The sequence below is a fragment of the Rhizobium sp. Leaf262 genome (assembly GCF_001422245.1).
Taxonomy (GTDB): Bacteria; Pseudomonadota; Alphaproteobacteria; order Rhizobiales; family Rhizobiaceae; genus Agrobacterium.
Map to the genome: position 1 here is coordinate 146,542 of NZ_LMMM01000001.1, position 17,062 is coordinate 163,603.

The window sequence follows — 17,062 nt, forward strand, 5'->3', positions numbered from 1 at the left end:
GGCAGCATTTGCCACCGACGGGTCTTCCTTATTTTGGAAATGCTTGGCGGGCCCTTGGGATTGGCCCGCCGTAATCGATTACTGCGAGGTGGCGACCTTCTCTTCGCTCTGCGGCGCAACGATTGCGCCGGGGCGAATACGCTGAAGGCCGTTGACGACGATCTTGTCTCCGGCCGCAAGGCCGCTTTCGATGATCCGCTGACCGTCGGCGATCGAACCGGGCTTGACCTGCCGGTAGTTCACCTTGTTTTCACCATCCACGACGAAGACGAACTTCTTGTCCTGATCGGTTCCGATGGCGCGATCGGTGATCACGATACGGTTTTCGGATTTCGGTTCGCCCATGCGAACCCGCACGAACTGGCCGGGGATGAGGTGCCCGTCGGTGTTGGCAAATACGGCCCGCACGCCGATGGTACCGCTGGCAGCGTCCACCTGGTTGTCGATGAGGTGCAACGTGCCTTTGATCGGTGTGCCTTCATCGGCAAGCGTGCCGACTTCGACCGGGATCTGTTCCAAAGCCCGAAGCGCGCCGTCTGCAACGGGCAACTGGGACAGGGCCTTTGCTACCATTTCCTCACTGGCATTGAAGCTGGCGTAGATCGGATCGACGGATACGATCGTGGTCAGCGCTGGAGATGTGGAGCCAGCGGCAACGAGATTGCCGACGGTGATGTCCAGCTTGCCGACGCGTCCAGAAACCGGTGCGCGAAGCTCGGTGTAGCTTAGGTCCAGCTGGGCAGTCGTCAGTGCTGCACGTGCGGCCTGCAATTGTGCTTCTGCATCGGCGACGTTGCTCTGCCGCTGGTCGAGATCGCTTTGCGAAATCGTGCGGTTGTCGGACAGTCTGCGTCCGCGTTCCAGTTCGGTTCGGGCAAGGCCGACCTTCGCCTCGGCAGAGGCCACCTGTGCTTGTGCACCGGCAACCGTTGCCTTGTAAGGTGCTGGATCGATGGTGAACAGGGCGTCGCCTGCCTTCACCAAAGCGCCTTCGCGGAAGTGAACGGCCTGAATTTGGCCAGCCACGCGTGAGCGAATCTGGACACGCTCGACCGCTTCCAACCGGCCGGAAAACTGTTCCCAATGGGTAACGTCGCGGCTTTCCACGGTCGCGACGGTCACTGGAATGGCAGGAGTTTCAGCCGGGCCGGATGCAGCAACAGCGCCCGTCGTCATGGGAAGATCGAACAGGAATGCCGCCGCCGCAGCGGACATAGCGAGGCCGATGCCGGCACCCGCAAGGGCCCGGCGCTTGTTCTTGAGCGTCATGGGTATCTCCTTGGCTCCATCAGGAGCCGATCACTAATCTCGAAAAATGCTAATGCTTCAGGTCTTGAACGAAATCCGCAAACTCGGTGCAAACAGCCGAAAGCCACTTGCCACCTTCACCGCGATAAAGCCCTGTCCAGCCGGAGCCAGTAGGGAAAACATGCTGCCGAACCTTCACCCCCGCGTCACTCAGGCGACCGGCATAATTGACGGTCTCGTCGCGCAGAGGGTCGTCCTCGGCTGTAAATATCAGCGCAGGTGCCACGAGGTTGAGCCGTGTGCACAGGCAGGGCGCGGCATAGGGGTGGGCAAACCCGCAAGCCTTTGCCAGATAATGGCTCCAGCCTTCCGCCCAACGCTGCCGCATCCCGATCTTGTCAGCATCCCGAAAGGATGCAGTCGCCATCAGCGGGTCGATCATCGGCGACAGCAGAATTTGCCCCGCCAGTTTTCCCGGCATCCGATCTCTCGCCTTAAGCGCCAGACCAGCCGCCACGTTGCCGCCCGCCTCTTCTCCGGCAACGAATAGCGGCGATTTTGCGCCGCCATAGCGTTTTCGGTTTCTGCTTAGACAGTCGAGGGCGTCGAATGCCGAATTGATCACGCCGGGAAACTCGTTGCAGGATGTCGTACTGTAGTCAGCTTCAATGACGACAGCACCGCTATCAGCAAGTGCTTGGGCAACCGGTAATTCGGGGCATGCGCCGCCTTGTTCCAGAAAAGACCCACCGCGCAGATAAAGAACGAGCGGAGGCGTCCGGTCTTCAGTTTCCTTCTTGTAGACACGCACCGATAGTGGCGGGCGTGTATCGCCGCCGGTTTCGATAGTGTGCCATTGGCTGGTCATAAGATGCCCTCGGATGACGTTTGGTCGTCACCCCTTGTGGTAATTTCTAATTTAGATATTATTATTCGGGATAAATTGCACAAGCATGCAAAATTGAAAACACTATTCCAAAAATATGGATAATAGCCTCAAGAGGTGAATAATGGATCAGCTATCGGCAATGCGTGTCTTCGCGCGGGTTGTGGAAACGGGTAATTTTACCCGTGCTGCCAATGCGCTGGACATGCCAAAGACAACCGTTACCAACATGGTACAGGCGCTGGAGGCGCATTTGCGCACCACATTGCTCAATCGGACGACGCGTCGCGTTATGCTGACGACCGACGGAGCACTCTATTACGAGCGAGCGGTGCAGATCCTGTCGGAAATAGATGAGCTGGACGGCAGTTTGTCCAACACCAATACGCAGCCGTCCGGCAAATTACGCGTGGAGATGGCTGGCGCTTTCGCTGACAGCATCATTATACCCCACCTCTGCGACTTTCATCAACAATATCCGCTTATCCGCCTCGATGTCGGCGTTGGGGACAGGTTGGTGGACTATATTGCAGAGAATGTGGACTGCGCGCTTCGGGTTGGAACACCCCGCGACCAGTCGCTGATCGCCCGAAAGGTCTCAGAACTGGAATTCGTGACATGCGCCTCACCGGCATACATCGAGCGTTTCGGCATGCCGCAACAGCCCGAAGACCTCGAGGGTGACCACTACTGCATCGGATATCTTAACGCCACCTCGGGACAGGTCATGACGATGCCATTCGACAACGGCATCCGCTCGGTGGAAATTTCCCCCCGCTACATTATTTCTGCCAATGATAGTCGGACTTACCAAAACGCGGCACTGGCTGGCATGGGTGTCGCTCAGCTCGCGCCTTTCACCATTCGCGAGGAGATCGCAAGTGGTCGTCTGGTGCAGGTGTTGCCAGAATGGAAACGTGAGCCCATGCCCGTCTACATCGTCTACCCGCAAACACGCCACGTCACCAACAAAGTCCGTGTTTTCGTCGACTGGTTAGCCAAAATCCTGCACAAGGGCGCGCTTGGAAAGCTGGAGCTACAGACGGGGGCGGAAACGCCAGAGCGCCGTCAGGTGGCCTGATCGCGCCATCGCTGGCAAGCCATTCTTGTCTCCGAGCGTCCTGCCATGGAACGTTGCTGCATAAAGGCCGTTTGCTGGGCATACCAAAGGAGACCACACATGGCCAACACCGATAATGACATCACCAAGGTATGGGAACTGGCAGACAAGATCGGCTTTTGCATGCTGACCACGCAAACAGGCTCGGATTTGCGCGCACGTCCCATGTCTGCCTATGCGGAACAACTGGAGAATGCGTTTTATTTTCTAACGGATGTCGCAAGCCACAAGGATGAGGAGATTTCCCGGTCACCCAACGTTTGCCTCGCATTTGCCGATTCCAAGGGCCAGAAATATGTGTCGATTTCCGGTACTGCCGAGGTCCAGAACGACAGGGAGAAAATTCGCGAGCTTTGGGCGACACCTGCCAAGGCGTGGTGGGATGACGCCGACGATCCATCTATCCGCATCCTCAAGGTCACGCCGTCTTTTGCGGAATATTGGGACAGCCCCGGTACGGTCATCAGTTACATCAAGATGGCTGCCGCTGCCGTGAGCAATACGCGCCCGGATATGGGTGAGAATGCAAAGGTCGAGATGTAGTTTAGGCGATACGCCTGCATTTTGAGCCAAGAGGGTAGGGCGCACGACATGATCGTGCGCCCTCTTATTTATTTGATGGAGCGCAACTGGAGGCGTGAAACGCCGGCTGCGACATTGAGGCCCGTTCCGGCTTCGGCACTCAGGGGCTGAAGACCGAAATTCTTTGAGTTGCCGCCAACAAGTGCATTGGCGCCGAGACCCACGCCGACCGAAGCGCCTGCCGAGGCGCCGACATAAGTGCCGGCTAGGCTCCCCTGGCCAACCGTGGTCGGTGCGGTGTTGACGACAATCCAGCTCAGATAGGACTTCCCGGTCACGCCGACATCGATGCCAAGCTTGCCGATTGTGCCCGTATAGCGCTCGACCTTGCCTGTTCGTTGCTTGAACTGGCACTCGACAGACTTGCTGGAGCCGATCAACAGGCCTACGCCGCCCGCCACCTCACAGGACAGCGTGCCAAGACGCTCTTTCGGCTGTGTCGCAACCTGCTCGCCTGCGCGTTTCTTGTTGTGATGGGTGCTGGCGGCAGTGGCAGCCGAGGTCATCGTCAAAGTAGCGGCAACTGCGAAAATGAGTGCATTCTTCATGTTGATTTCCTTGTGTGTTGGATTGTGTTGTCGCCGTCTGCCTAGCCGAAAGTGGGGTAAAGGGCAGGATCAGACAGCGCTGGTCTGGTGACGTGAATGAGGCTCCTGACGGGTTTCGATGTGAACTCCGCGGCGATTTTCGTGGCCATCTTGGCCGCTGCGGGACATGGAGCACTCCCGGTGAGCACGATGCCGCCGTCCGAAACCTCGGCGTCGATACGGCAATCTTCCAGACCGTAGGTGTAGGCCAGAAGGCACTTCAAGGCAGCGCTCGTTGCCACATGTTCGGGAAACGACAGGGACAATGGGGATTGAAGCGGGATGAACATCGCGATCGGCCTCCGGCGGGCGCCGGGTCCGCGGTTGGCGAACCCTGGCGCTGTACTCAAAGCTTACTTTAGGGCGTCTCGGACGGCGTCCTTGCCGCGGCCCAGAGCGCTCTGCACATGACCGGCAGTCTTGTCGGCCTTGCCTTCAGCTTCGAGTTTCTGATTTCCGGTCAATTTGCCTGCGGCTTCCTTGAGTGTGCCCTTGAGTTCCTTTGCGGCACCTTCGATCCGGTTCTTATCCATGATAAATCCTTTCGATACAAAGCGTTCGTTCAGGTGACCCCAGCGGATGCCAGTGTCATGCCATATGAAATACGCCGTCTCGGCAAGGATTTGCAGATTGGAAAATACTAGTTAGCCTGGTAAAAAATGACCTTTTTTATGCGTGGCATCACGATTTTCGATTATGTCTTCGTTTTTTTGCGGGATTTCGTCTTGACGTCGCCCAAGCCTGTAAAGCCGCGTTCCCGCGCCCAGATAACCGCAGCTGCGCGGCGGTTGACGCCAATCTTGCCGTATAACGACGCGATGTGGTTTCGGATGGTGTTCTTTGACAGGTGCAGGGTCTCGCTCATCTCCGCATCGCTTTGGCCGTTGCAGATCAGGCCCAGAATTTCGCGCTCGCGGTCGCTCAATTCCATCAACTGAGCGGTGGGAGCTGATGTCGAGGTCTGCTTCAAGGTTGCCAGACGATCAACGATCGAGCGACTGAACCATGACGTATCAGCCATGACGCTCTCTATGGCCTCCACAAGCTGCGCTTCGCTGCGCCGACGTTCCGTCACATCCTGAAGGGCCCAGATAACGCAGAGTTCATCGTTGATCTCGACGCGTTCTGCAGACACGAGGCAATCCGCAGAGCCTCCGTCTTTCTGCTTCATCCGCATCGGCTCGTTGCGGATGAATGTGTTGTTGCGAAGCTTCTCCTCAAGAGCGCGTCTGGCCTGCACATCCTCCCATAAACGAAGATCGCTTGCCGTCCGGCCGATCACTTCGGCGGTTGCATAGCCAGAAATCTGGAGGAAAGCATCGTTCGCTTCAGTGAAGACAAAGTCGTCCAGACGAGAAATGGCGGCAGGAGCGGGGGACAGACGAAAGGATTTGGAGAACCGCTCTTCGCTCTGTCGCAATGCGTTCTGGGCTTTCCTGCGCGCATCCAGATCTGCGAAGGTGAAAAGCATGCAGGGCTCTTCTACCACCGAAATCGGTTCGCCCGCCACAATCACCAGCCGGTCTCCTCCGTCAGGCAAGGGAACGAGGGCCTCCCGGTGGCGGATCACCCGTCCTTCGCCGAGCTTCACCAAAGCGTCCTCACCCGTATCGCAGTTGACGAAAAGCCCTACGGCTTCGACGGTTTTTCCAATAATGTCTTCCTTGATAAAGCCCGTCATTTCAAGGAAACCCTGATTGACACGGATGAAACGCTGATCATCTATCCGACAGATGAGGCCGGGGGCAGGATTGGCGTTGAATGAACGCTCGAAACGCTCCTCTGCCTCGAAGCGAGGGGTCTCGTCCCGCAGGATTAGAGCCAGGACATCTGCCTTGTCTCCGGGCTCGGAAATGATCATGCTGCGCACTGTGTGCACCCAGACGAGATCGAGGTCTGCCGAAGGCGATATCTCCACAGTCACATCGTCGATCGTTTCGCCCGCAAGCAGGCGTTCCATGGGATACTGGCCCTCTTCGAGCGGATGGTTGTTGCGATAGTGCAGCGTGAAACGACGACGGTATTCGGTTGCGTTAAGTCCCAACTCATCAAGGGCGGATACGCGGTGCATCTGTAGCGCTGCCAGATTTGCCCACAAGATGCTCCCATTCTCGCCAACGAGAATGATGCCGTCGCTTAACCCGCCGACGAGTTCCTGCAAACTGCCGCGATTGATCTTCGGTGGGGTGGGCGTATCGTCCATATCGCTCTCTCAGTTAGGAAAGCAGACCGTCGCACGCCTGTCGCCAGTTTGAAAGAGGGGGATGACTGCGCAGTGAGCTGTGTCGGAGCCAGCTCTGGAAGATCGAAAAAATCTCAGACCTGTGTCGGCCTGATGGAGTCGATGCCGATATCGCCCTCCAGTATACCGCGTTTCAAATCGCTTCGATGGCTTTCGATTTCGATGACGGTGTATAGCAACTCGTTGCGAAACGAACTTGCATGCGACGTCGTCGATCCTTCCGCCGGAGCCGCGTCGATGTCCATGTAGTCCAGCTCTCTGGCGGCGGCCACGATGCGAGCATCGCCCGATGTTCTCGCAGCAACCACGACTTCGCCAAAGCCGGGCGCGTTGTCCCATCTTGGGTCGTCAACCTTTGCAACGGGGACAAGCCTGTAAACGTTGAGGGTTTCGCCGCTCGTGCCGTTGGCGATATTGGCGGCATCTTCGATCTGCGCCTGACTTTCCACCGATTGTCCAAAGGTTGTGTGACTTGTTCCGTTGGACTGAGATTGGGTGCCGCTGGTATCTGAACGCGTATTGTTAGACATCACATTGCTCCACTGTTTCATGCGTTGGGCAGGGCATCGTCGAGTAGAGCCCTGCCAATGTTTGGGTGACTGATCTTCAGATCATGATCTCTCCCCCAGTGACCGGGATGACCGCGCCCGTCATGTAGCTTCCCAGATCGGAGGCCAGCAGGACATAAGCACCAGCAAGTTCGGCTGGTTGGCCCGCGCGCGCCAAGAGGGTATTCGCGCCAAATTTGGCAGCTTTTTCTGCAGGCATCGTGGACGGTATCAACGGCGTCCAGATAGGGCCTGGCGCAACCGCGTTGACGCGAATGCCCTTCTCCGCGACCATCTCTGCAAGGCCTGCGGTGAAGTTGGAGATCGCTCCCTTTGTCGACGCATAAGCGAGCAATGCTGGCGATGGCTGGCGAGACTGAATGGATGTCGTATTGATGATGGCGCTGCCAGGTCGCATCAAAGGCACGGCTGCTTTCGACAGGAAGAATGGTGCATAAATGTTTGTGCGGAAAGTCTCGTCCCACTCGTCTGCTGTGATGTCTTCGATCGAGCCGTACGTGCGCTGAAACGCGGCGTTATTCACCAGAATATCAATGGCCCCGAGCTTTTCGACCGTTTCTGCGACCAGTGCCTTGCAATGCGCTTCCGACTTTATGTCGCCAGGCACTAGAATGGCTTTGCGACCGGCTTCCTCGACCCATTTGGCGGTGTCCTCGGCGTCCTCATCTTCGTTGAGATAGGAAATCAGGACATTGGCGCCTTCCCGTGCAAAGGCAATGGCGACGGCTTTGCCGATGCCTGAATCGGCGCCGGTGATCAAAGCGACCTTGCCGGCCAATCTGCCGTTGCCGCTATAGGAGTGCTCTCCATGGTCGGGCACGGGGCGCATCTCCGCGGTCTTTCCAGGCGGCTCCTGCTGTTGTTCGGAAAACGGCGGCGTGGGGCGATTCGTGTCGGACATGGTGCTTCCAATCCTATCGATGGCGGGGTGGGTTCCCTGCGCTAACAAGCGACAGTGCGATCAGTTCCCGTTCGAATAGCCTCCGGCTTTTGTGTTAGCTCAATCCGGGTTTGTAAAAACCAGTTCCATACGGTCGGCCAGAAATCGCGTGACGATGCTTTGGATGGGCTTGAGATCGACGTCCGTATCGATGGCCTTGCTGACCAGGACGATGCCGTCTGCTGCACAATTGAGAAGTTCGATGTCACGCGAAGATGCGCGGTCGGCGGTCAGCCGTGTTTCCTTGCGGCGGTAATCCTCCAGCCCCTCCCGTTGCAGTGCCTTGGTAATAGAGCCCGTCTCGGCATATGCGGTGATGATGTCGGGAAAGCGATCCGCTGAAAACAGCGAGACCGAGCGGGAGATGGGTATGCCATCGGCTACGGCCAGATGTTCGAGACGGTGAAGCGGAGAGCCCGGACCACAGCCAAAAAGTTTTGCCTGCGTCACATCGGCTGCAACGATCTGCGCATGAATGAGACGACCGGACGGCTCGAGCGACTGGCGTGCTATATTTTCTGAAAACCGCGCTCTGGTCCCGATGGGATAGACGATCCGCGTCTGGACCGCATTGACGAAGGTTCCACGCCCTCGCTCTGCTCGAAGAAGTCCATCCGAAGACAAGACGGATATGGCGCGTCTGACCGTGTGCCTGTTGACGCCAAATTCGGCGGCGAGTTCCATCTCCGGCGGAAGTTGGTCGACGATCGTACCTTCGGCGATGGCGCTGCGAATTCCATCTGCGACGCGGCGCCATCTCGATATCCCGTCCTCATGTGCGTTCATTTTTCGCGCGCCCCTCAACATTGTCATTTTAACGTCACTGATCAGGGTGTATAAATGCGAAAAGATTAGTTGTCTATACAAATAGACAAGTTTGTGAGAACGGTCGGGGCAGGTGATGGACGAATTCGATAGAAAGCAGGCGCTCGACATCCTCAATAGCGCACCGGCTGATTTCCTCGCGCAGCGCTATGCCGCGATTAAAGCGGAGGCACCCGAGGCGATACCGGTGCGCGGCCCGGATATCGGCACCGTCATGGTTCGGGGCAGGATCGGCGGCGGTGGCGGTGCGTTCAACCTGGGCGAGGCGAGCGTGACGCGTGCGACGGTCCGGCTTGAGAGCGGCGAGGTGGGTCATTCCATCGTCCTGGGGCGTGATGAGCAAAAGGCCCGCACGGTGGCGCACCTTGATGCGCTGCGCCAGCAGTCCCCGTGGGCAGCCAAGATCGATGCCGACATCGTCGCACCTGCCCTCGCTCCCATCAAGGCCGAGAAGCTTCGCCTTGCGGAGGAAACGGAGGCAACCAAGGTCGACTTCTTCACCGTTGCTCGAGGAGAGGACTGATGAACGCAGCCCATGTCGACGGCGGCTTTGCCGACCCCGTTTTCGCAGCACAGGATGTTTTCCATGCCATCATGCATGCATTTTCGCGTCCCGGAAAGATTGCGACAATTGGTGATCGGGCCTCAGCACCGGCTCCGCTTTGCGACGCAGCGGCCTCCATTTTGCTGACCCTTGCCGACTACGATACGCCGGTCTGGTTCGAAGATTCACAAGAATGCGATGAGGCTGCGGCATGGCTGACATTTCATAGCGGAGCGCCGATCGTCTCTCAGCCAGAAAAGGCGAGCTTCGCTGTTCTGTCCGAGGCGACCGATACCCTGTTATGGAGAATGTTTGCCCGTGGGACGGAAGAATATCCTGACCGTTCCTCCACACTCATTCTGCCGGTTTCGGCCATAACCGGCGGACCATCGCTGGAACTTACGGGGCCGGGTATCGAAACGTCCTGCATGATTTCGCCCACCGGTCTGCCCGGTGGATATGCCGACGCGATGCTGGCCAACAAGGCGGCCTATCCGCTGGGCTTCGATGTCCTTCTCGTCTGCGGGAGTCAGGCGATAGCCCTGCCGCGCACCACACGTATCAGGGAGGTGTGATCCATGTATGTCGCAGTCAAGGGCGGTGAAGCAGCCATCGACAAAGCTCATAAATTGCTGGCGGATCGTCGGCGCGGCGATCGCGATGTTCCGGCACTTACGCTGGACCAGATTGCCGGCCAGCTGTCCCTGGCTGTGGACAGGGTCATGGCGGAAGGTTCGCTATACGATCCGCAACTTGCAGCCATGTGCGTGCGGCAGTCACGCGGTGACCTCATCGAGGCGATCTTTCTGCTGCGCGCTTACAGAACCACCTTGCCGAGGTTCGGATATTCTCGGCCTCTGGCAACTGAGAGCATGCAGATAGAGCGGCGTGTGTCTGCGACATACAAGGATATTCCCGGCGGCCAGCTTCTCGGCCCAACATTCGATTATACCCACCGCCTGATCGATCCGGAGATGGCGTCAGACGAGGCGGTCGAGCTGCCGGCGCGGCGCGTCGTTGAGGGTGAGAAATCCTATCCACGCGTGACGGATATTCTCGATGATGAAGGGCTGATCGAACCGGACGTGCCTTCAGACAGAGAGCCAGGTGATCTGACACGCGATCCAACAGCATTCCCCGTCGATCGGGATCGCAGACTGCAAGCGCTGTCGCGCGGCGACGAAGGCTTCCTCCTGTCGCTCGCTTACTCCACCCAACGGGGCTATGGCCGCACGCATCCTTTCGTTGGGGAAGTCCGTATCGGCTTGGTGGAGCTGGAAATCGACATTCCCGAACTCGGCTTTGCCGTTTCGGTAGGCTCGATCCGCATCACCGAGTGCCAGATGGTTTCTCAATTCAAAGGTCAGGGTGAGGCGGGTCCGCGCTTCACCCGTGGTTACGGCCTGGTTTTCGGCCAGTCAGAACGCAAGGCGATGGCCATGAGCCTGGTCGACCGTGCCCTGCGGGCCGACGAATTCGATGAACAGCGTAACGCACCGGCGCAGGATGAGGAATTCGTGCTGGCCCATTGCGATAATGTCGAGGCGACCGGCTTCGTCGAGCACCTGAAATTGCCGCACTACGTCGATTTCCAGGCTGAGCTCGGTCTGCTGCGGCTGCTCCGACGCGAAAATGAGGATACCGCACGCAACAAGGAGGCTGCGGAATGAACCTGCCAGCTTACAATTTTGCTTACCTGGATGAGCAGACGAAGCGGATGATCCGCCGCGCCATTTTGAAGGCAATCGCCATACCCGGTTATCAGGTGCCTTTCGCCTCGCGCGAAATGCCCATGCCTTACGGCTGGGGCACCGGCGGCGTGCAGGTAACAGCTGCGATCCTCGGGCCAAATGACGTTTTGAAAGTCATCGATCAGGGTGCCGACGACACGACCAATGCAGTGTCCATTCGCGCCTTCTTCGCAAAAACGGCGGGCGTCGCGACAACGACAAAGACTGGCGATGCGACGGTTATTCAGACACGCCACCGCATTCCGGAGACACCCCTGAAAACCGGGCAGACCATCGTCTATCAGGTTCCCATCCCGGAGCCTTTGCGTTTTCTGGAACCTCGTGAGACGGAAACCCGCGTCATGCACGGGCTGGAAGAGTACGGCCTCATCCACGTCAAGCTCTACGAAGACATTGCCCAGCATGGCCACATCGCGACGACCTACGCCTATCCCGTAAGGGTCGAAGGCCGCTACGTCATGGACCCGTCGCCAATCCCCAAATTCGATAACCCGAAAATGCATAATTCTCCGGCCCTTCAGCTGTTTGGAGCAGGCCGGGAAAAGCGGATCTATGCGCTCCCACCGTTCACCGACGTCGTCAGCCTGGATTTCGAGGATCATCCGTTCGAAGTTCAGCGCTTCACCTCTTCCTGTGCGCTGTGCAACGCCAATGGCGTCTATCTCGATGAGGTGGTGACGGATGATCGCGGTGGCCGGATGTTTGTCTGTTCCGACACAGACCATTGCGAAACGCGCCAGTCGCAGGGCCATCATGGCCCCGGCTTGCCGCAGTTGGCCAGAGGAGACCAGCAATGACAGACCCGATCCTTTCCGTGCGCAATCTGGAGCGCCGTTACGGTAACTTCATCGGCTGCACGGATATTTCATTCGATGTCTGGCCGGGTGAGGTCGTCGCCATCGTCGGCGAATCCGGGTCTGGAAAAACCACATTGCTCAATTGTATATCCGCGCGGCTCGAACAGTCGTCCGGCAGTATTTGTTACCGCATGCGCGACGGCCGGTTTCCCGATCTTTCAGAGCTTTCGGAAGCCGAGCGCCGATTTCTGGCACGTACCGATTGGGGCTTCGTCCACCAGAATCCCGCAGACGGCCTGCGCATGCGGGTATCAGCCGGTGCCAATGTCGGTGAGCGTTTGATGGCGGTTGGTGACCGACATTATGGCGATATACGCCGTACGGCTGGTGAATGGTTGTCGCGGGTCGAAATCGCAGCAGATCGTATCGACGATCAGCCGGTGGCGTTCTCGGGTGGCATGCGCCAGCGGTTGCAGATCGCACGCAATCTGGTCACCCATCCACGGCTGATCTTTATGGACGAGCCGACAGGCGGCCTCGATGTTTCCGTGCAGGCACGCGTGCTGGACTTGCTGCGCGGCCTCGTCAACGATCTCGGCCTGTCCGTCGTCATCGTCACTCACGATCTTGCCGTGGCGCGTCTGCTGTCTCAACGCATGATCGTCATGAAGAGCGGACGTATTGTGGAGCAGGGACTGACCGACAGGGTCCTGGACGATCCGCAGCATTCCTACACCCAGCTTCTTGTTGCTTCGATTCCGGAGAGCTGACCATGACGGTTCATCAAGCCTTTACAACGCCTGCCGAAGACGTCGTTCTCTCGGTCAGCGATGTCACCAAGTCTTTCACCATGCATCTGCGCGATGGCATCGTTCTGCCTGTTGTCAAAAACGTCAGCTTCGACCTTCGCCGCGGTGAGTGCGTCGTGTTGGGTGGCCCGTCCGGTGTCGGGAAATCGTCGATCCTACGAATGGTCTATGGCAATTACGCTATTGATCACGGCCGGATTCTCGTTCGCGACGGATCAACCAGGACGATGCAGGATCTTGGCACTGGCGATCCGCGCCTGATCCTGCAACTCAGGCATACCAGCATCGGTTATGTCAGCCAGTTTTTGCGGGCGGTACCACGGGTTTCGGCGCTGGAAATCGTTGCCGAACCGCTGACCGCGCGGGGCGTGTCCCGCACCGATGCAATTGGGCGCGCTGCCGAACTGCTTCTTCGCTTGAACCTGCCGGAGGCGCTCTTCGGTCTGCCTCCCGCGACATTTTCCGGCGGTGAAAAGCAACGCGTCAATATTGCCCGGGGCTTTATCACGGATCATCCGATCCTGTTGCTCGATGAACCCACGGCTTCCCTCGATGCGGAAAACCGAGATGTCGTGGTGGCAATGATCACTGAAAAACTTGCCGTGGGGACCGCAATTCTCGGCATTTTCCACGATGTGCCCGTTCGCAATGCCGTGGTGACACGCATGCTGGATGTTTCGAATTTTTCAGCCAGAAAGAGTGCAGCATGACGAAGCTTTCCATCGCACCGCTCATTCACGAAAGCGCCGAGGTCATGGACTGCGATCTCGGTCGCTATACGGAGATTGCCGAAGGCTGCCGGATCCTGGAAACCGAAATGGGCGACTATTCCTACATAGAGCGCGGCGGGCAGGTATGGTGTGCAACGATCGGTAAATTTGTGAATATCGCAGCGAGTGTGCGGATCAACGCCACCAATCATCCCATGGATCGTGCCAGCCTTCACCATTTCACATATCGCGCTGGCGATTATTGGGATGATGCAGGCGATGAGGCGGAATTCTTCGCTGCACGCCGCGCAAAACGTGTCGTGATCGGGCACGATGTCTGGATCGGTCACGGTGCCACGCTGCTTCCCGGATTGCATGTCGGAAATGGTGCCGTGATCGGGGCAGGGGCCGTCGTGTCGCGCAATGTCGCGCCTTACACAGTTGTCGGTGGCGTCCCCGCCCGCCTGATCCGGGCGCGCTTTACGAGTGACATCGGGGCGCGGATGGACCGTCTGGCCTGGTGGGATTGGTCGCATGACGCGCTGTTTGAAGCACTGCGCAACTTCCGCGACCTGTCCGCGGAAGAATTTCTCACACGATACGATGGTTGACACAAAAACTTCACCCAATCGTCACCGTACGATCATCGAAAGCCGCCCAATGTCCTTCAAACGACCGGCGTCAGGAGCATGATATGACCGCTATCACCGTGTCTCAACTTTCGAAAAAATATGGCAGCACTCGGGCCCTCGATAATGTGAGCGTGACGCTGGAGCGCGGGGAGATGGTCGCTTTGATCGGCGCATCCGGTTCGGGAAAAAGCACGCTCATCCGCCACATTGCAGGCCTCGAGACAGGTGACGGACAAGGTGGCCGTATCGAAATTCTCGATACCGTATCGCAAAAAGCCGGACGTTTGACCGGATATGTCAAACGCGGCGCTGTAGCCGTGCTTTTCCAGCAGTTCAATCTCGTCGGCCGTTTGTCGGTCCTGACCAATGTCCTCATCGGCCTGCTCGGTCGCGTGCCACAATGGCGCGGTACGCTTGGTCTGTTCAACGCGGCTGAAAAAGAGGCTGCCCGCGCAGCGCTCAAGCGCGTCGGCATCCCGCAGGTGGCCATGCAGCGCTCATCGACCCTGTCCGGTGGGCAGCAGCAACGTGCGGCAATTGCCCGGACCCTGGTTCAGGGGGCCGAAATCCTGATCGCCGATGAACCTATTTCCGCGCTCGATCCATCCTCCGCACGCCGTGTGATGGATGTGCTGGCCGACATCAACGCGCAAGACAACATCACAGTGCTCGTATCGCTGCATCAGGTCGAATATGCGCGGCGATATTGCAAACGCACCATTGCGATGCGCAATGGCGCCATTGTGTTCGATGGTCCGTCGAGCGCGCTTTCCAACGCATTCCTCGCCGAACTCTATGGCTCGGCATCGGAAGAACTGGTCCTGCCGGATGCCCCGGCGGAGCAAACTGCTCCCGTGCCTGTCACGGGTCTGCCCAACCGTCAGTCGGTCCTGACGACCGCCTGATTTCACCCGATATCGGAGACCTTCCATGAACGCGATACTGAAAAGCATGGCGGCGGTGTTCATCGCCTTGACGATGACCACTGCGGCACTTGCGCAGGAAACAATCAACTTCGGCATCATCTCGACGGAATCCCAGCAAAACCTCAAGACGACCTGGGACCCCTTCCTCGCCGACATGAAGACCAAGACCGGTCTCGACGTAAAGGCCTTCTTTGCCTCCGATTACGCCGGTATCATCGAAGGCATGCGCTTCAACAAGGTACAAGTCGCATGGTACGGCAACAAGTCTGCCATGGAAGCCGTCGACCGTGCCAATGGCGAGATCTTCGTGCAGAGCGTCGCGGTTGGTGGTGAGCCGGGTTACTGGTCTGTTGTCATCGTTCCCAAGGACTCACCGATCCAGTCCATCGACGACGTCCTGAAATGCGACAAGTCGATCAATTTCGGTCTCGGTGACCCAAATTCGACGTCCGGCTATCTCGTCCCGATGACCTTCGTGTTCGGTGCACGCGGCATTGACCCCAAGGCGTGCTTTAAAAACGTTACCAACGCAAACCACGAAACAAATGCGATGGCCGTTGCCAACAAGCAGCTGGATGCAGCCGCCAACAACACGGAAAACATGGCTCTGATCAAGCAGAACAAGCCGGATGCCTATGCTAATATTCGCGAAATCTGGCGCTCGCCGCTGATCCCGTCCGATCCGATCGTATGGCGCAAGGACGTGTCGGAAGACACCAAGGAAAAGCTGCGCGATTTCTTCCTGACCTATGGCACCGACAAGTCCAAAGGCGATGTCGCTGCCGAAAAGAAGATTCTCGCCGGGCTGAAGTGGGCACCCTTCCGCGCTTCAACGGACAAGCAGCTGCTGCCCGTCCGCGTCATGGAACTGTCGAAGTCGATTTCCCAGACAAAGGCAGACCCATCGCTTTCTGCCGATGCCAAAGCCGCCAAGATCAAGGATCTGACCGATCAGAAAAGCAAGTTTGAAGCCGAACTCGCCACTGCATCGAAGACCTGATCCCTCCTGATGTCAAAAGGGCGGGACCTCTGGGCCCGCCCACTCCAGCACTGGAACGACGACGATGAGCGAAACCTCCCTGGAAACCAAACTGATGCCTGCGGGTTCCGCCAGACAGCCTGGTGGTTTGCGCAATGGTCTGCTCATGCTGGCACTGGTTGCCGCGCTGGCCATCAGCTGGGGCCCGGCAGAAATGAGCCGATGGACCTATCTCTTTACCGATAGCGGTAATATGGCGACCTACGCCAAAGATTTTCTCAAACCCGATTTTTCGACGTGGCAATATTACCTCGAGGAAATGATCGTCACGGTCCAGATCGCGGTCTGGGGTACGTTTCTGGCGGTTCTGTTGTCGATTCCTTTCGGTATCCTGTGCGCCCACAACATGGCACCGTGGTGGGTCAACCAGCCCGTTCGCCGTCTTATGGATATGTTTCGCGCCATCCACGAAGTCGTCTTCGCGGTGCTTTTTGTCGTCGCAGTCGGGCTTGGTCCGTTTGCCGGCGTCATGGCGCTGTTCATTCACACAACGGGCATTCTGGCCAAGCTGTTTTCCGAGGCTGTCGAAGCCATTGATCCACGGCCAGTCGAAGCCATCCGCACAACGGGTGCATCCCGGATTCAGCAGGTTGTTTTCGGTGTCATTCCACAGGTGTTGCCGCTGTGGATTTCGTTTTCGCTGTATCGGCTGGAATCGAATATCCGCTCGGCAACTGTTCTCGGGCTGATCGGCGCTGGCGGCATCGGCCAGGTCTTGTTCGAAACCATCCGCGGCTTCTATTACCCGCAGGCCTCCGCCATCATCATCATCATCGTTCTGACTGTCACGCTCATGGATTTGATCTCGCAGCAATTGCGTAAGATCGTCATCTGACCCTTTAAAACTCGTCAACC

21 protein-coding genes are annotated in these 17,062 nt (G+C 57.8%); 12 read left to right on the plus strand and 9 right to left on the minus strand.

Annotation, left to right across the window (positions count from 1 at the left end):
* Nucleotides 1–78: 78 nt before the first annotated feature.
* Both ASF29_RS00700 and ASF29_RS00705 read right to left on the minus strand, forming a co-directional pair.
* Complete coding sequence (locus ASF29_RS00700) at nucleotides 79–1,269, minus strand: efflux RND transporter periplasmic adaptor subunit (RefSeq protein ID WP_062447515.1); 1,191 nt, start codon at nucleotides 1,267–1,269, stop codon at nucleotides 79–81.
* 49 nt (nucleotides 1,270–1,318) lie between these two features.
* The gene (locus tag ASF29_RS00705; RefSeq protein ID WP_062447517.1) at nucleotides 1,319–2,116 is read right to left on the minus strand and encodes an alpha/beta hydrolase; all 798 of its coding nucleotides are present in this window, start codon (nucleotides 2,114–2,116) and stop codon (nucleotides 1,319–1,321) included.
* A gap of 142 nt (nucleotides 2,117–2,258) precedes the next feature.
* Between ASF29_RS00705 and ASF29_RS00710 the strand changes: the two genes are divergently transcribed.
* Entirely contained in the window at nucleotides 2,259–3,215 is a 957-nt protein-coding gene (locus ASF29_RS00710; RefSeq protein ID WP_082453320.1) for a LysR family transcriptional regulator, read from the plus strand.
* Between the two features lie 99 nt (nucleotides 3,216–3,314).
* Complete coding sequence (locus ASF29_RS00715; RefSeq protein WP_062447520.1) at nucleotides 3,315–3,797, plus strand: pyridoxamine 5'-phosphate oxidase family protein; 483 nt, start codon at nucleotides 3,315–3,317, stop codon at nucleotides 3,795–3,797.
* A gap of 68 nt (nucleotides 3,798–3,865) precedes the next feature.
* Here ASF29_RS00715 and ASF29_RS00720 read toward each other — a convergent pair whose 3' ends face one another.
* The 7 genes from ASF29_RS00720 to phnF form a co-directional block, all read right to left on the minus strand.
* On the minus strand, nucleotides 3,866–4,384 hold the full coding sequence (locus ASF29_RS00720; RefSeq protein ID WP_062447523.1) for a DUF992 domain-containing protein: 519 nt from the start codon (nucleotides 4,382–4,384) through the stop codon (nucleotides 3,866–3,868).
* A gap of 41 nt (nucleotides 4,385–4,425) precedes the next feature.
* Nucleotides 4,426–4,713 carry a BON domain-containing protein gene (locus tag ASF29_RS00725; protein WP_062447525.1) on the minus strand — a complete coding sequence of 96 codons (288 nt, stop codon included), beginning with the start codon at nucleotides 4,711–4,713 and terminating at the stop codon, nucleotides 4,426–4,428.
* A gap of 63 nt (nucleotides 4,714–4,776) precedes the next feature.
* Nucleotides 4,777–4,956, minus strand: coding sequence for a CsbD family protein (locus ASF29_RS00730; protein ID WP_062447528.1), 180 nt, complete (start codon nucleotides 4,954–4,956; stop codon nucleotides 4,777–4,779).
* A gap of 161 nt (nucleotides 4,957–5,117) precedes the next feature.
* Nucleotides 5,118–6,626, minus strand: coding sequence for a helix-turn-helix transcriptional regulator (locus ASF29_RS00735; protein ID WP_062447531.1), 1,509 nt, complete (start codon nucleotides 6,624–6,626; stop codon nucleotides 5,118–5,120).
* Between the two features lie 113 nt (nucleotides 6,627–6,739).
* Nucleotides 6,740–7,195, minus strand: a complete 456-nt coding sequence (locus ASF29_RS00740; protein ID WP_062447533.1) for a hypothetical protein — start codon at nucleotides 7,193–7,195, stop codon at nucleotides 6,740–6,742.
* 76 nt (nucleotides 7,196–7,271) lie between these two features.
* Complete coding sequence (locus tag ASF29_RS00745; RefSeq protein ID WP_082453321.1) at nucleotides 7,272–8,135, minus strand: glucose 1-dehydrogenase; 864 nt, start codon at nucleotides 8,133–8,135, stop codon at nucleotides 7,272–7,274.
* A 99-nt stretch (nucleotides 8,136–8,234) separates the two neighbouring features.
* Nucleotides 8,235–8,960, minus strand: coding sequence for a phosphonate metabolism transcriptional regulator PhnF (gene phnF / locus ASF29_RS00750; RefSeq protein ID WP_062447536.1), 726 nt, complete (start codon nucleotides 8,958–8,960; stop codon nucleotides 8,235–8,237).
* A 115-nt stretch (nucleotides 8,961–9,075) separates the two neighbouring features.
* Between phnF and phnG the strand changes: the two genes are divergently transcribed.
* The 10 genes from phnG to phnE all read left to right on the plus strand — a co-directional run bounded on the left by phnG (nucleotide 9,076) and on the right by phnE (nucleotide 17,042).
* Complete coding sequence (gene phnG / locus ASF29_RS00755; RefSeq protein WP_062447539.1) at nucleotides 9,076–9,522, plus strand: phosphonate C-P lyase system protein PhnG; 447 nt, start codon at nucleotides 9,076–9,078, stop codon at nucleotides 9,520–9,522.
* Nucleotides 9,522–10,118 carry a phosphonate C-P lyase system protein PhnH gene (gene phnH / locus ASF29_RS00760; protein WP_062447541.1) on the plus strand — a complete coding sequence of 199 codons (597 nt, stop codon included), beginning with the start codon at nucleotides 9,522–9,524 and terminating at the stop codon, nucleotides 10,116–10,118. Before phnG ends, phnH begins: the two co-directional genes overlap by 1 nt.
* 3 nt (nucleotides 10,119–10,121) lie before the next feature.
* Nucleotides 10,122–11,213 carry a carbon-phosphorus lyase complex subunit PhnI gene (locus ASF29_RS00765; protein WP_062447543.1) on the plus strand — a complete coding sequence of 364 codons (1,092 nt, stop codon included), beginning with the start codon at nucleotides 10,122–10,124 and terminating at the stop codon, nucleotides 11,211–11,213.
* Nucleotides 11,210–12,091 (plus strand): alpha-D-ribose 1-methylphosphonate 5-phosphate C-P-lyase PhnJ, encoded by an 882-nt coding sequence (locus ASF29_RS00770; RefSeq protein WP_062447546.1) that lies wholly within the window; start codon nucleotides 11,210–11,212, stop codon nucleotides 12,089–12,091. Before ASF29_RS00765 ends, ASF29_RS00770 begins: the two co-directional genes overlap by 4 nt.
* On the plus strand, nucleotides 12,088–12,861 hold the full coding sequence (gene phnK, locus ASF29_RS00775) for a phosphonate C-P lyase system protein PhnK (RefSeq protein ID WP_062447549.1): 774 nt from the start codon (nucleotides 12,088–12,090) through the stop codon (nucleotides 12,859–12,861). Before ASF29_RS00770 ends, phnK begins: the two co-directional genes overlap by 4 nt.
* Before the next feature lie 2 nt (nucleotides 12,862–12,863).
* Nucleotides 12,864–13,610 carry a phosphonate C-P lyase system protein PhnL gene (phnL, locus tag ASF29_RS00780; RefSeq protein ID WP_062447552.1) on the plus strand — a complete coding sequence of 249 codons (747 nt, stop codon included), beginning with the start codon at nucleotides 12,864–12,866 and terminating at the stop codon, nucleotides 13,608–13,610.
* A complete protein-coding gene (locus ASF29_RS00785; protein ID WP_062447554.1) occupies nucleotides 13,607–14,221 on the plus strand; it encodes an acetyltransferase in 615 nt (204 codons plus the stop codon). Before phnL ends, ASF29_RS00785 begins: the two co-directional genes overlap by 4 nt.
* A gap of 83 nt (nucleotides 14,222–14,304) precedes the next feature.
* On the plus strand, nucleotides 14,305–15,147 hold the full coding sequence (gene phnC / locus ASF29_RS00790) for a phosphonate ABC transporter ATP-binding protein (RefSeq protein WP_062447557.1): 843 nt from the start codon (nucleotides 14,305–14,307) through the stop codon (nucleotides 15,145–15,147).
* Between the two features lie 25 nt (nucleotides 15,148–15,172).
* Nucleotides 15,173–16,168: a phosphonate ABC transporter substrate-binding protein gene (gene phnD / locus ASF29_RS00795; RefSeq protein ID WP_082453322.1), complete on the plus strand. Its 996-nt coding sequence runs from the start codon at nucleotides 15,173–15,175 to the stop codon at nucleotides 16,166–16,168.
* Nucleotides 16,169–16,232: 64 nt separating this feature from the next.
* Nucleotides 16,233–17,042: a phosphonate ABC transporter, permease protein PhnE gene (gene phnE, locus ASF29_RS00800; protein ID WP_200925496.1), complete on the plus strand. Its 810-nt coding sequence runs from the start codon at nucleotides 16,233–16,235 to the stop codon at nucleotides 17,040–17,042.
* The last annotated feature ends 20 nt before the right edge of the window (nucleotides 17,043–17,062 follow it).

What these genes read in the sequence shown, in the direction of transcription:
- ASF29_RS00700 (WP_062447515.1), bottom strand. Translation starts at nt 1,269, where the DNA reads ATGACGCTCAAGAACAAGCGCCGGGCCCTTGCGGGTGCCGGCATCGGC.
- ASF29_RS00705 (WP_062447517.1), bottom strand. Translation starts at nt 2,116, where the DNA reads ATGACCAGCCAATGGCACACTATCGAAACCGGCGGCGATACACGCCCG.
- ASF29_RS00710 (WP_082453320.1), top strand. Translation starts at nt 2,259, where the DNA reads ATGGATCAGCTATCGGCAATGCGTGTCTTCGCGCGGGTTGTGGAAACG.
- ASF29_RS00715 (WP_062447520.1), top strand. Translation starts at nt 3,315, where the DNA reads ATGGCCAACACCGATAATGACATCACCAAGGTATGGGAACTGGCAGAC.
- ASF29_RS00720 (WP_062447523.1), bottom strand. Translation starts at nt 4,384, where the DNA reads ATGAAGAATGCACTCATTTTCGCAGTTGCCGCTACTTTGACGATGACC.
- ASF29_RS00725 (WP_062447525.1), bottom strand. Translation starts at nt 4,713, where the DNA reads ATGTTCATCCCGCTTCAATCCCCATTGTCCCTGTCGTTTCCCGAACAT.
- ASF29_RS00730 (WP_062447528.1), bottom strand. Translation starts at nt 4,956, where the DNA reads ATGGATAAGAACCGGATCGAAGGTGCCGCAAAGGAACTCAAGGGCACA.
- ASF29_RS00735 (WP_062447531.1), bottom strand. Translation starts at nt 6,626, where the DNA reads ATGGACGATACGCCCACCCCACCGAAGATCAATCGCGGCAGTTTGCAG.
- ASF29_RS00740 (WP_062447533.1), bottom strand. Translation starts at nt 7,195, where the DNA reads ATGTCTAACAATACGCGTTCAGATACCAGCGGCACCCAATCTCAGTCC.
- ASF29_RS00745 (WP_082453321.1), bottom strand. Translation starts at nt 8,135, where the DNA reads ATGTCCGACACGAATCGCCCCACGCCGCCGTTTTCCGAACAACAGCAG.
- phnF (WP_062447536.1), bottom strand. Translation starts at nt 8,960, where the DNA reads ATGAACGCACATGAGGACGGGATATCGAGATGGCGCCGCGTCGCAGAT.
- phnG (WP_062447539.1), top strand. Translation starts at nt 9,076, where the DNA reads ATGGACGAATTCGATAGAAAGCAGGCGCTCGACATCCTCAATAGCGCA.
- phnH (WP_062447541.1), top strand. Translation starts at nt 9,522, where the DNA reads ATGAACGCAGCCCATGTCGACGGCGGCTTTGCCGACCCCGTTTTCGCA.
- ASF29_RS00765 (WP_062447543.1), top strand. Translation starts at nt 10,122, where the DNA reads ATGTATGTCGCAGTCAAGGGCGGTGAAGCAGCCATCGACAAAGCTCAT.
- ASF29_RS00770 (WP_062447546.1), top strand. Translation starts at nt 11,210, where the DNA reads ATGAACCTGCCAGCTTACAATTTTGCTTACCTGGATGAGCAGACGAAG.
- phnK (WP_062447549.1), top strand. Translation starts at nt 12,088, where the DNA reads ATGACAGACCCGATCCTTTCCGTGCGCAATCTGGAGCGCCGTTACGGT.
- phnL (WP_062447552.1), top strand. Translation starts at nt 12,864, where the DNA reads ATGACGGTTCATCAAGCCTTTACAACGCCTGCCGAAGACGTCGTTCTC.
- ASF29_RS00785 (WP_062447554.1), top strand. Translation starts at nt 13,607, where the DNA reads ATGACGAAGCTTTCCATCGCACCGCTCATTCACGAAAGCGCCGAGGTC.
- phnC (WP_062447557.1), top strand. Translation starts at nt 14,305, where the DNA reads ATGACCGCTATCACCGTGTCTCAACTTTCGAAAAAATATGGCAGCACT.
- phnD (WP_082453322.1), top strand. Translation starts at nt 15,173, where the DNA reads ATGAACGCGATACTGAAAAGCATGGCGGCGGTGTTCATCGCCTTGACG.
- phnE (WP_200925496.1), top strand. Translation starts at nt 16,233, where the DNA reads ATGAGCGAAACCTCCCTGGAAACCAAACTGATGCCTGCGGGTTCCGCC.